Below are 12,626 nucleotides of genomic sequence, written 5' to 3' on the forward strand. Positions count from 1 at the left end.
CGCCAGCTTTCTCGATACCCTCTCTCCGGTGGGCTAGGCTGCTTGAGTCGCCATCGGAGGGCCCCATGTTCCGTACTGTCGAATCCCAGCTTTCCCATCAGGCTGTCACCGCCGAACTCAAGGCAGAGTTCCTGCAGTACGACTTCGAGCAATTGCGCACCTTCTGTGTGCTGGTGCTTGGCGTCAGCATCGCGCTCTGGTTTCTCTTCGACCTGGTGGTGAGTTTCGAAGGCGGCCAGGGGTTCACCTTCAAGTCCATCTTCCTGCTGGCACTGCTCTGCGGGCTTGTTGCGTGCGTCCCGCTGATTCGCAAGGCCCAGCATTTCTATGTGCTCAACCTGATCTATGTATCGGTCTATTGCCTGAGCGCGCGGCTGGTGATTGACGGAGTTCCCGTGGACCTGCAGCCACTCTGGCTGACCCTCACCGCGTCCAGCGTCGTTTTCCTGGCCTCGGTGCTGCCGCACAACAACTACAGCTACTTTTCCGTGCAGGCGCTGACCTGGGGGCTGCTCAATCCTTTCGTTGGCGGCATTCCGGTGCTCGAACTAAAAGGCACCCTGATTCTGTTCTACGTGCTGTTCCTCGGCGCGATAACTGCCTACACCTTCGTGCGCTTGAGCGACGGCAAGCTGCACAACTACCTGATGGCCAAGCTTCTCATCGAACAGGCCTATGTCGATACGCTGACCCAGATCCCCAATCGACGCGCCTTCATGACCCGAACCACCGCACGGCTGGAGACGGCGGTCCCCGGACAGCGGCGCTACCTGGCCATGGTGGATATCGACTACTTCAAGAAGATCAACGACAGCTTCGGCCACGACATTGGCGACGTGGTGTTGCAACGGGTCGCTGCCAACATCGGCGCGGAGGTGAGCGAGTTCGAGTTCGCCCGGCTGGGCGGCGAGGAGTTCGGCATCTACCTCTGGGACATGACACCTGACGATGCACAGCAACGTATGGAGAAGCTGCTACGCACCGTACGTGAAACCCCCACGGACCATCCAGCCACCATCAGTATCGGCCTGGCCAGGCTGGACGACGGCGCTACGCTCAACCAGGCGCTGATCAAGGCCGACCAGGCGCTCTACGATTCCAAGCACGATGGCCGCAATCGCTGCACCTACGTCGAATGACGCATTCGTCTAGCTGTCACGCAGTACTTTCAGGTCGGAGTCCGCGGCGCTGAATCCGCGCTCGAGCTTGATGCGCAGCCCGAGGTCGGTACGCGAGTCGGCGAACTTGAGTGCGTCGGTCAGGGTGATGCGACCCGCCTCGAACAGGGCGAAGAGGTGCTGGTCGAACGTCTGCATGCCTTGTTCCAGGGCTCGCTCAGTAGCCGACTTCAGATCGTCCAGTTGATCCCGCAGGATCAGGTCCTTGATGTAAGGCGTACCCAGCATCAACTCCACGGCGGCTACGCGCTTCTGGGCAAGGCCCGGAACCAGGCGCTGGCCGATCATCGCCAGCAGGTTCTGCGACAGGTCGGCCAGCACTTGTCGCCGTGCCTCGTCGGGGAAGAAGCGGGAGATGCGTTCAATCGCATGACTGCTGCTCGTGCCGTGGAGGGTGGCCAGGCAGAGATGCCCGGTCTCGGCGTAATGCAGGGCATGCTGCATGGTTTCCAGGTCGCGTATTTCCCCGAGCATGATCACATCGGGCGCTTCTCGCAGCACATTGCGCAAGGCGTCGGAAAAGCTGTGAGTGTCCAGGCCGACTTCCCGCTGGTCGATGATCGAGCGCTGATGCGAATGAAGGAACTCGATCGGGTCTTCGATGCAGACGATGTGGCCATCGCGATGGCGATTTCGATAATCCAGCATCGCCGCCAAGGTGGTCGACTTGCCGGAGCCGGCGGCCCCGATAACCAGGATCAGGCCGCGATCCTGCACCACCAACTTCTCCAGAAGGGCGGGCAGGCCCAATGCTTCGATGCCGGGAATCTCGCTTTTGATCAACCGTACTACCATCGAAACCTCTCCGCGCTGGTAGTACACGTTGATGCGGAAGCGCCCGTTGTTCTGGATGCTGACCGCGAAGTTCATTTCAAGCTCGCGCTCGAACTCGGCAACTTGCTTCTGGGTCATCAGTTGATAGGCCATCATTTGCACTTCGCCAGATTTCAGCGGCTGGTCACCGACCGGCATGCTGCGTCCTTCCACCTTGAGATGAGGCATGGCACCCACGCTCAGGAACAGGTCGGAACCGCCCCGGTCGTGCAAAAGTTGGAGCAGGGGAAACACATCACGGTCAGGGTGGACGGTCGAGTTGTTCATCGTGGCTCCTCGTTGGCGATGGAAAGCCTAGCAGCGGCGGCCGGCGACTGACCTGATGCCCATCAATCGTTTTTGTGGTCGTGCCGCACCTCCAGGTCGATCAGTCCCTCCAGCCAATCCATGAAGGCGCGCACCCGTTGTGGCAGGCGGCGGTGGGCATAGAGCAGGGGGACCGCCAGGGGCAGCACCTGGTCGGATACGGTGGAGCGGGGCAGGCCGAGGCTGTCGGCGGCCTGGGTGAAACTTGACAGTTCGCTGACCCGTACGAAGGTTCTCAGTAGCTCCAGCTTGTTCATCCGTGCGGTGCCTCTTTCCGGATTGTTCGAATGTGCCGATCAGTGCTTCCGAGATCAGCCTCTTTATCGCACTTAATCCGGACAATAAGCGCCTCACCACTTCCCCACCTGTCACCAGGAGCACAGCTATGACCCGCAAGATCGCACTCATCACCGGCGCCAGCCGCGGCCTTGGCAAGAGCATGGCGCAGCACCTGGCTGCCCAGGGCATCGACATCATCGGCACCTATCACAGCAAGCTGGAGGACGCCGAATCCCTCAGCCGGGAAATCCTGGACCTCGGTGGCCACGCTGCGATGCTGCAGCTGGACGTGAGCAAGAGCGGCACTTTCGACGACTTCGTCACCAGTCTGGGCCGCTTGCTGAAGAACGAATTTGGCCGCGACAGCTTCGACTTCCTGGTGAACAACGCTGGTATCGGCATCCGCGCCAGCTTCGCCGAAACCACTGAAGAGCAGTTCGACCACCTGGTGAACGTCCAGCTCAAGGGCCCGTTCTTCCTCACCCAGAAGCTGTTGCCGCTGATTGCCGACGGCGGGCGCATCCTCAATATCTCTACCGGCCTCGCGCGCTTCGCCCTGCCGGGCTACGCCGCCTACGCGGCAATGAAGGGCGGAATGGAGGTGCTGACCCGCTACCAGGCCAAGGAGCTGGGCGCCCGTGGTATCTCAGTGAATGTGCTGGCCCCCGGCGCCATCGAGACCGATTTCGGCGGTGGCGTGGTGCGCGACAACTCCGAGGTGAATGCCTTCATTGCCAGCAACACCGCCCTGGGGCGCGTCGGCTTGCCGGAAGACATCGGTGCCGCGGTGGCCATGCTGCTCTCCGACGCCGGCCGCTGGATCAACGGCCAGCGGGTGGAGGCGTCGGGCGGCATGTTCCTGTAGCGGCTAACGCATTCCGTAGACGGCGATTGCATCTGTAGGGGCGATTTCAATCGCCAAGCAGGACGCAGTCCTGCCCACGGAAGTCCGTGAAGCGCAGTATCCCTCGCGCCCAGCCCCCTCCCGATGGGAGAGGAGGGGACTCGTGGCGCATTGCACCTTGTTCCGCTTCACCCCTTGGCTTGCTTCCGGGCATGGAAGACGAAGCCGATGCTGTTCATCAGCAGCTGCGCCGCCAGGATCGAGGTCATGCCGGTCGGATCGTAGGCGGGGGCTACTTCCACCAGGTCCATGCCGACAATGCGTCCCTGGCTGCGGTTGGCCAGGCCCTGGATGATTTCCAGCACCTCGTAGTACTGGAAGCCGCCATGGCTCGGCGTGCCGGTGCCCGGCGCGATGGAGGGGTCGAAGCCGTCGATGTCGATGGTGATGTAGTAGGACTCGCACTCGGGAATCAGGTCCAGCACGCCGTCGCGGCCGAGCTTGCGCACGTCGCGCACCGAGAGAATCTTCGAGCCGGCTTCGCGAGCGGCGTTGTAGTCGCTGCGGTTGGAGGAGGACACGTTGCGGATACCCATCTGGGTCATGCCGACGATGTGATCCATCTCCGACGCGCGGCGCAGCGGGTTGCCGTGGCCGAATCGTACGCCGTGGCGTTCGTCGACGAAGTCCAGGTGGGCGTCGAAGTGAATGATATGGATGGGGCCACGACCCTCGAAGGCCTTCATCACCGGCGCGTGCACCGAGTGGTCGCCGCCCAGCACCACCGGCATGGCGCCGGCTTCCAGCAGCTTGCGCACGGCAAACTCGATGTTGGCGTTGCTGGTATTCATATCGGTATGAACGATGTCGGCGTCACCCACGTCGACGATCCGCACATCCTCCTGCTGGAGGTACATCACGTCGTCCTCGAAGTCGTAGGCGCCGCTGTGGCCGAAGGAGAACAGGGTGGATGCCTCGCGAATGCCGCGCGGTCCGAAACGCGCGCCGGAGCGCCATTGGGTCCCCATGTCGTTGGGCGCGCCAAGCACGGCAACGTCCGCGTTCAGGGCGTCCCAGTCGGTGCAGACGGGCGACTTGGCGAAGGTGCAATGGCCGACGAAGGGCAGATTCAGGCGACCGTTTTCATAGCTGTTGCTGGACATGTTCAGGCGACTCCACGTTGTTCTTGTAGGGTGACCGGCAGGGTGCTCGCACCTCGACCATGGCCTTATCCTGGGCTTTACCTGCGCCTTGAAAAATGACGATGATGCGATGCGCAAATCGCCATAACCGATGTAATCCCTTGCCTGTGAGGTGCAGGATGATTCAATTGCACGATGTGGACCTGAAGCTGCTCAGGGTCTTCAACACCATCGTCAAGTGCGGGGGATTCTCGGCTGCCCAGGCCGCCCTCAACGTTGCCCAATCCACCATCAGTGAGCAGATGGCGCACCTGGAGACGCGGCTCGGGGTCAAGCTCTGCGAACGTGGGCGCAGCGGCTTCCGCCTGACCGAGCAGGGCCAGGCGATACACGAGGCCACCCTGCGCCTGCTGGGCGCGGTGGAGGACTTCTGCGTGGATGCCGATGTGCTCAAGCGTCAGGTCAGCGGCACCCTCAACCTCGGGGTGATCGACACCACCATCACCGACCCGGCCTGCCCACTGAAAGCGACCACCCAGCGTTTCGTCCAGCGCGGCCACGACGTTCACCTGCACGTTTACATCGGCACTCCGGCCGAGCTGGAAGAACGGGTGCTGGATGGTCGCTTGCACCTGGCGGTGGGGCATTTCCCGTTTCGCGTGCCGGGGTTGTCCTATTCGCCGCTGTACCAGGAAAGCCATGGCTTCTACTGCGGCCGCAACCACGCGCTGTTCGGCATCACTGCGCCCAAGGTGGATCTACTGGAGCGCATCGCCGCCAGCCGCGTGGTGGCGCGTGGTTACCTGCAGCAGCGCGACCTTCAGGCCTTGGGCGTGGAAAAGGCCGCTGCCACGGTCGACAACGTCGAGGCCCAGGCCATGCTGATTCTCTCGGGGGCCTATGCCGGCTTCCTGCCCGAGCACTACGCGCGGCAATGGGTGGAGGCGGGCGACCTGGAACACCTGGGGCCTGGCCGTCTGCAACTGCTCTCCGCCTTCGAGACGATCACCCGACGCGGGGTGGTGGCGCCCATGATCTTGCGCGCCTTCCTCGATGAACTGCTGAATGGCGCCCGCACCCTCGCGGCGCAGAACAAGATCGACCGGGGCCAGTAATGCGAATCCACGTCACCTTCATCGACCGCGTCGGCATTACCCAGGAAGTCCTGGCGTTGCTGGGCGCGCGCAACCTCAACCTGGACGCGGTGGAGATGATCCCGCCCAACGTCTACATCGACGCACCGGCCTTGTCACAGGCCGTGCTGGACGAACTCTACGACGCCCTGTTGCGAGTGGATGGCGTGCGGGCCGTGGAGCTTGTCGACATCCTCCCCGGCCAGCGCCGGCATTTGCAGCTGGATGCCTTGCTTGCCGCGGTGAGCGACCCGGTGCTGGCGGTGGACCCCGGCGGCCATGTGCTGCTGGCCAATCCGGCCCTGGTCGGGCTCTATGGTCGCGAGCCGGCCGGGGAACCGTTGTCCAGCCTGTTCGCCGAGGCGAACCTGGCGCAGACCCTGATCGACAAGGGCTTCCGCCTGCCCATGTGCGAGGTGAGCTTCCAGGGCCAGGCCCTGTTGCTGGATGCCACGCCCATCAGCGGCGGAACGGATGCCCTGGTGGGCGGCCTGCTGACCCTCTACCCGCCGAGCCGGATCGGCGAGCGCTTGGCGTCTCTGCACCACGACCATGCCGAGGGGCTGGACGCGCTGCTGGGCAAGTCGGCCGAGCTGAAAGCGCTCAAGGCGCGGCTGCGCAAGGTGGCCAGTCTGGACGCGCCGCTGCTTATCCAGGGCGAAACCGGCACCGGCAAGGAATTGGTGGCCCGCGCCTGTCACGCCATGAGCGCCCGCCGCGACGCCCCCTTCCTCGCGCTCAACTGCGCAGCACTGCCGGAAAGCCTGGCCGAGAGCGAGCTGTTCGGTTATTCGGCCGGCGCCTTCACCGGCGCCCAGCGCGGCGGCAAGCCGGGGTTGCTGGAACTGGCCGACAGCGGCACGGTGTTTCTCGATGAAGTGGGGGAGATGTCGCCTTACCTGCAGGCCAAGCTGTTGCGCTTTCTCAGCGACGGCTGCTTCCGCCGTGTCGGTGGCGACCGCGAGGTACAGGTGAACGTGCGCGTGCTCTGCGCCACTCACCGCAACCTGGAGCGCATGGTGGCGGAGGGCAGCTTCCGCGAAGACCTCTACTACCGCCTCAATGTGCTCAACCTGATGGTGCCGCCCCTGCGCGAGCGCGGGCAGGACATCCTCCTGCTGGCCGAGCACTTCCTGCGCCAGGCCTGCGCGCAGATCCAGCGCCCGCCTTGCCGCCTGGCCCCGGCCACCTACCCGGTGCTGCTGGGCAATCGCTGGTCGGGCAACGTGCGCCAGCTGCAGAACGTGATCTTCCGCGCCGCAGCCATCAGCGAAGGCGAGCTGATCGACTGCGACAGCCTGGAACTGGCCGGCACCGCCCTCAATCCCCAGCAGGGCGACCCGCTGGACGTGACCAGCCTGGAGGAGGCTGTCCAGGGCTTCGAGAAGAACCTGCTGCAGCGCCTTTATGCGGCCTATCCCTCCACGCGGCAGCTGGCTGTACGGCTGAATACCTCCCACACAGCCATCGGCCAACGGCTGCGCAAGTACGGTATCTCGCGTGGCTGAGTGGTTCTCTGTGAGGCGCGAATGACCTGGCGGCTCCGTGCCGGCAGGGGCCGCGGTTCGATTACGTTCCGCTGGAGCGATTTCGCTCCATTTGCTTCAAGGCCCTGATTCTCGGGGCTTTGCGCCATCCAGGCCGATCGATGCTCCATAAGAAAGTGGAGCGATATCGTTCCGATGTGGCGAAGGCATGCCATGAATAATAATTTAAGTATTTGATTTGTAAGTGTTTTTATAAACTGGCATCGCCCTTGCTCTTGTTCAGTCAGCCGAGCCCACACAGCGCTCGGGCCCCCACCTGATAACAAGAGGACGATCCATGAGCACGCTGCGTTTTACTCCCGAGCACGAATGGCTGCGCGTTGAAGCCTCCGGTGAACTGACCGTCGGCATTACCAGCTTCGCCCAGGAGGCCCTGGGGGATGTGGTGTTCGTGCAGCTGCCGGATGTCGGTCGCTACGACGAGGGGCAGGAAGTTGCAGTGCTGGAGTCGGTGAAGGCTGCCAGCAATATCACCATGCCGCTGACCGGCGAGGTGATCGAGGTGAACCAGGCCCTGGCCGACAACCCCGAGCTGGTCAACGAGGCGCCCATGGACGACGGCTGGTTCTTCCGCATCCGCCCGGACAATCCCGAAGCGTTCGCCGGGCTGATGGACCAGGCCGCCTATGACCGTTTTCTCGCCGACAACGCCTGAGCCGGGGCCGCCATGACCAGATCACATCTTTCCTTGGGCACCGACAACGAGTTCGTTGCCCGCCATATCGGTCCGCGTGACGCGGATATCACCACCATGCTGGCGCTGACCGGCCATGCCTCGCTGGACGCGCTGATCGCCAGCGTCATTCCTGACAGCATCAAGGGCACCAGCGTGCTCGACCTGCCGGCCGGGCAGGGCGAGGCCGAGGCGCTTGCGGCGATCAAGGCTATCGCCGCGAAGAACCAGATTTTCCGCAACCACATCGGCCAGGGTTACTACCCCTGCCACACGCCGACGCCGATCCTGCGCAACCTGCTGGAAAACCCGGCCTGGTACACCGCCTATACCCCGTACCAACCAGAAATTTCCCAGGGCCGCCTGGAAGCCCTGCTGAACTTCCAGACCCTGGTCAGCGACCTCACCGGCATGGAGATCGCCAACGCCTCCCTGCTGGATGAGGCCACCGCTGCCGCCGAGGCCATGACCTTCTGCAAGCGCCTGGCCAAGAACAAGGCACCGGCGTTCTTCGCCTCCAGCCATTGCCATCCGCAGACCCTCGACGTGCTGCGCACCCGCGCCGAGCCGCTGGGCATCGAGGTGGTCATTGGTGACGAGGCCGGGCTGGATGACCTGTCCGGCTACTTCGGCCTGCTGCTGCAATACCCCGCCAGCACAGGCCATGTGCCGGACCATCGTGCCCTGGTGCAACGCGCCCATGGCGCCGGTGCGCTGGTGGCCGTAGCCGCCGACCTGTTGGCCCTGACCCTGCTCACCCCGCCCGGCGAGTTCGGCGCCGACCTGGTGCTGGGCAGCGCCCAGCGCTTCGGCGTGCCGCTGGGCTTCGGCGGTCCGCACGCGGCCTACTTCGCCACCCGCGACACCTTCAAGCGCGACATGCCCGGCCGCCTGGTCGGCGTGTCCATCGACCGCCACGGCAAGCCGGCCCTGCGCCTGGCCATGCAGACCCGCGAGCAGCACATCCGCCGCGAGAAGGCCACCAGCAACATCTGCACCGCCCAGGTGCTGCTGGCCAACATCGCCAGCATGTACGCCGTCTACCACGGCCCGCAGGGCCTGGCCGGCATCGCCCGGCGTGTGCACCGTCTCACCGCCATCCTGGCCCAGGGCCTGGTGCAACTGGGCCAGAAGGTCGAGCAGCATCACTTTTTCGACACCCTCAGCGTCGTCACCGCCCGCCCGGTGGGCGAGGTGCAGGGGGCCGCCCAAGCCGCGCGGATCAACCTGCGGGTTGTGGATGAGCTTCGCGTGGGCATCTCCCTGGATGAAACCTGCGACCAGGCCAGCATTGAGGCGCTCTGGGGAGTATTCGCCAGCCAAGGCCAGGACCTGCCGGACTTCGCCGAACTGGCGGCCCGCACGGGCGACTGCCTGCCGCTGGATCTGCTGCGCGAATCGCCCTTCCTCGAACATGAGGTGTTCAACCGCTACCACTCCGAAACCGAGCTGATGCGCTACCTGCGCAAGTTGGCCGACAAGGACCTGGCCCTGGACCGGACCATGATCCCGCTGGGTTCCTGCACCATGAAACTGAACGCTGCCAGCGAGATGATTCCGGTGACCTGGGCCGAGTTCGGCGCCCTGCACCCCTTCGCGCCGGCCGAGCAGTCCCAGGGCTACCTGGAGCTGACCACCGAGCTCGAAGCCATGCTGTGCAAGGCCACCGGCTATGACGCCGTGTCCCTGCAGCCCAACGCCGGCTCCCAGGGCGAGTACGCCGGCCTGCTGGCCATCCGCGCCTACCACCCCAGCCGCGGCGACGACCAGCGCGACATCTGCCTGATCCCGCAATCGGCCCACGGCACCAACCCGGCGACCGCCAGCATGGTTGGCATGCGCGTGGTCGTGACCGCGTGCGACGCCCGCGGCAACGTGGACATCGCCGACCTCAAGGCCAAGGCCGAAGAGCACAAGGATCGCCTCGCCGCACTGATGATCACCTACCCGTCCACCCACGGCGTGTTCGAGGAAGGCATTCGCGAAATCTGCGCCATCATCCACGACAACGGCGGCCAGGTGTACATCGACGGCGCCAACATGAACGCCATGGTCGGCCTCTGCGCTCCGGGCCAGTTCGGTGGCGACGTGTCCCACCTCAACCTGCACAAGACCTTCTGCATCCCCCACGGCGGCGGCGGCCCGGGTGTCGGCCCGATCGGCGTGAAAGCCCACCTGGCGCCGTTCCTGCCCGGCCACGCACACATGGCCCGCAAGGAAGGTGCGGTCAGCGCGGCGCCGTTCGGCAGCGCCAGCATCCTGCCCATCACCTGGATGTACATCCGCATGATGGGCGGCGAAGGCCTGCGTCGCGCCACCCAGATGGCGATCCTGAACGCCAACTACATCGCCCGCCGCCTGGAAGAGCACTACCCGGTGCTCTACACCGGCAGCAACGGCCTGGTGGCCCACGAGTGCATCCTCGACCTGCGCCCACTCAAGGACAGCAGCGGCATCAGCGTCGATGACGTGGCCAAGCGCCTGATCGACTACGGCTTCCACGCCCCGACCATGTCCTTCCCGGTGCCGGGCACCCTGATGATCGAGCCCACCGAGAGCGAGTCCAAGGAAGAGCTGGACCGCTTCTGCGACGCCATGATCCGCATCCGCGAAGAAATCCGCGCCGTGGAGAACGGTGAACTGGACGCCAACGACAACCCGCTGAAGAACGCCCCGCACACCGCGGCGGAACTGGTCGGTGAGTGGACCCATCGCTACAGCCGCGAGCTGGCCGTGTACCCCACCGCCAGCCTGGTGGAGGGCAAGTACTGGCCGCCGGTGGGTCGCGTGGACAACGTCTACGGCGACCGCAACCTGGTCTGCGCCTGCCCGTCCATCGAGGCCTACCAGGACGCCTGACGGCGATCCTCTGTAGGAGCCAGCTTGCTGGCGAAGCGCTCTGCGGAGCCATTCGCGAGCAAGCTCGCTCCTACAGCGACCGGACACAAGACAAGGAGCACGGCGGTCGGTCCGCAAGGTCCGTTCCGCCGGGCTGACTACGCTGACTAATAAGAAAGAGCCGAGCACCCGCTCAGGAGCACGACATGTCTCTCAGTGTCTTCGACCTGTTCAAGATCGGCATCGGCCCCTCCAGCTCCCATACTGTTGGCCCGATGCGCGCCGCCGCGCGTTTCGTGGAAGGCCTGCGCCGCGAGAGCCTGCTGGCCGACACCCACAGCCTGAAAGTCGAGCTCTACGGCTCCCTCGGCGCCACTGGCAAAGGCCACGGCAGCGACAAGGCCGTACTGCTGGGCCTGGAAGGCGAGCAACCGGATACCGTGGATACCGAACGCGTGGATGAGCGCCTGGCGAGCATTCGCCAAAGTGGCGAACTGCGCCTGGGCGGCGAGAAGCCGATCCATTTCGTGGAAAAAGAGCACTTGGCGATGATCCGCAAGCCGCTCCCCTACCACCCCAACGGCATGATTTTCCGGGCCTTCGACGACGCCGGCATCCAGATTCGTTCGCGCGAGTACTACTCGGTGGGCGGTGGCTTCGTGGTGGACGAGGAAGCGGCCGGGCTGGACCGCATAGTCGAAGACAGCACACCGCTGCCCTATCCCTTCAAGACCGGCAAGGACATGCTCGCCTACTGCAGCGCCACCGGGCTCTCTATCAGCGGCCTGATGCGCGAGAACGAGAAAGCCTGGCGCACCCCTGAGGAAACCAGCACCGGCCTGATGAATATCTGGCAGGTGATGCAGGATTGCGTGACCACCGGCTGCCGCAAGGAAGGCATCATGCCCGGCGGGCTCAAGGTGAAGCGCCGTGCCGCCGCGCTCTACCGCCAGCTCAGCGAACACCCGGAAGCCAACCTGCGCGACAGCCTCAGCGTGCTGGATTGGGTCAACCTCTACGCCCTGGCGGTGAACGAGGAAAACGCCAGCGGCGGCCGTGTGGTCACCGCCCCCACCAACGGTGCGGCCGGCATCGTGCCCGCCGTGCTGCACTACTACAGCCGCTTCGTGCCGGGCGCCAACACCGACGGCATCGAGCGTTTCCTGCTCACCGCTGCCGCCATCGGCATCCTCTATAAGGAAAACGCCTCCATCTCCGGCGCCGAAGTCGGCTGCCAGGGTGAGGTCGGTGTGGCCTGCTCGATGGCCGCCGGCGCGCTCTGCGAAGTCATGGGGGGCACCCCGCAGCAGGTGGAGAACGCCGCCGAAATCGGCATGGAACACAACCTCGGCCTGACCTGCGACCCCGTCGGCGGGCTGGTCCAGGTGCCCTGCATCGAGCGCAACGCCATGGGTTCGGTGAAGGCCATCAATGCCGCGCGCATGGCCCTGCGCGGCGACGGCCAGCACTTCATCTCCCTCGACAAGGTCATCCGCACCATGCGCCAGACCGGCGCCGACATGAAGAGCAAATACAAGGAAACCGCTCGCGGCGGCCTCGCCGTGAACATCATCGAATGCTGATTTCTCCCCTCTCCCCCTGGGAGAGGGGCCGGGGGTGAGGGAAGCCTCATCCCGTTCGGACTTTTATTCCTGGAGCAATACATGACCGATCTCGCCAAAACCCCGCTGCACGCCCTGCACCTCGAACTCGGCGCGCGCATGGTGCCCTTCGCTGGTTACGACATGCCGGTGCAATACCCGCTCGGCGTGCTCAAGGAGCACCTGCACACCCGCGAGCAGGCCGGCCTGTTCGACGTGTCCCACATGGGCCAGATCATCCTGCGCGGCGA

The 12,626-nt window shown here is 64.6% G+C and carries 9 protein-coding genes and 2 pseudogenes; 8 read left to right on the plus strand and 3 right to left on the minus strand.

What is annotated here, in order from left to right:
* Window positions 1–65: 65 nt before the first annotated feature.
* The gene (locus G559_RS0102520) at window positions 66–1,139 is read left to right on the plus strand and encodes a GGDEF domain-containing protein (protein ID WP_028626736.1); all 1,074 of its coding nucleotides are present in this window, start codon (window positions 66–68) and stop codon (window positions 1,137–1,139) included.
* Between the two features lie 9 nt (window positions 1,140–1,148).
* On the opposite strand, the gene G559_RS0102525 is transcribed toward G559_RS0102520, so the two are convergent.
* The gene (locus G559_RS0102525) at window positions 1,149–2,279 is read right to left on the minus strand and encodes a PilT/PilU family type 4a pilus ATPase (protein WP_028626737.1); all 1,131 of its coding nucleotides are present in this window, start codon (window positions 2,277–2,279) and stop codon (window positions 1,149–1,151) included.
* 185 nt (window positions 2,280–2,464) lie between these two features.
* Window positions 2,465–2,575 (minus strand): annotated as a pseudogene (locus G559_RS29695) (helix-turn-helix domain-containing protein); the annotation flags it as partial.
* 128 nt (window positions 2,576–2,703) lie between these two features.
* On the opposite strand from G559_RS29695, the gene G559_RS0102535 reads away from it, so the two are divergent.
* Complete coding sequence (locus G559_RS0102535) at window positions 2,704–3,462, plus strand: SDR family NAD(P)-dependent oxidoreductase (RefSeq protein WP_028626739.1); 759 nt, start codon at window positions 2,704–2,706, stop codon at window positions 3,460–3,462.
* Between the two features lie 167 nt (window positions 3,463–3,629).
* Here the strand turns inward: G559_RS0102535 and speB are convergent, their stop codons facing one another.
* Window positions 3,630–4,604, minus strand: a complete 975-nt coding sequence (gene speB, locus G559_RS0102540) for an agmatinase (protein ID WP_028626740.1) — start codon at window positions 4,602–4,604, stop codon at window positions 3,630–3,632.
* A gap of 158 nt (window positions 4,605–4,762) precedes the next feature.
* Here speB and G559_RS0102545 point away from each other — a divergent pair, with 158 nt between their 5' ends.
* The 6 genes and pseudogenes from G559_RS0102545 to gcvT form a co-directional block, all read left to right on the plus strand.
* Complete coding sequence (locus tag G559_RS0102545) at window positions 4,763–5,698, plus strand: LysR family transcriptional regulator (protein WP_028626741.1); 936 nt, start codon at window positions 4,763–4,765, stop codon at window positions 5,696–5,698.
* A complete protein-coding gene (locus G559_RS0102550) occupies window positions 5,698–7,224 on the plus strand; it encodes a sigma-54-dependent transcriptional regulator (RefSeq protein WP_028626742.1) in 1,527 nt (508 codons plus the stop codon). Before G559_RS0102545 ends, G559_RS0102550 begins: the two co-directional genes overlap by 1 nt.
* Window positions 7,225–7,540: 316 nt before the next feature.
* Window positions 7,541–7,918 (plus strand): glycine cleavage system protein GcvH, encoded by a 378-nt coding sequence (gcvH, locus tag G559_RS0102555; protein ID WP_028626743.1) that lies wholly within the window; start codon window positions 7,541–7,543, stop codon window positions 7,916–7,918.
* 12 nt (window positions 7,919–7,930) lie between these two features.
* Window positions 7,931–10,795, plus strand: coding sequence for an aminomethyl-transferring glycine dehydrogenase (gene gcvP, locus G559_RS0102560; RefSeq protein ID WP_028626744.1), 2,865 nt, complete (start codon window positions 7,931–7,933; stop codon window positions 10,793–10,795).
* A 185-nt stretch (window positions 10,796–10,980) separates the two neighbouring features.
* Window positions 10,981–12,357, plus strand: coding sequence for an L-serine ammonia-lyase (locus G559_RS0102565; protein WP_028626745.1), 1,377 nt, complete (start codon window positions 10,981–10,983; stop codon window positions 12,355–12,357).
* 81 nt (window positions 12,358–12,438) lie between these two features.
* A pseudogene (gene gcvT / locus G559_RS0102570) lies at window positions 12,439–12,626 on the plus strand (glycine cleavage system aminomethyltransferase GcvT); the annotation flags it as partial.

The sequence above is a fragment of the Metapseudomonas resinovorans DSM 21078 genome (assembly GCF_000423545.1).
GTDB classification, from domain to species: domain Bacteria; phylum Pseudomonadota; class Gammaproteobacteria; order Pseudomonadales; family Pseudomonadaceae; genus Metapseudomonas; species Metapseudomonas resinovorans.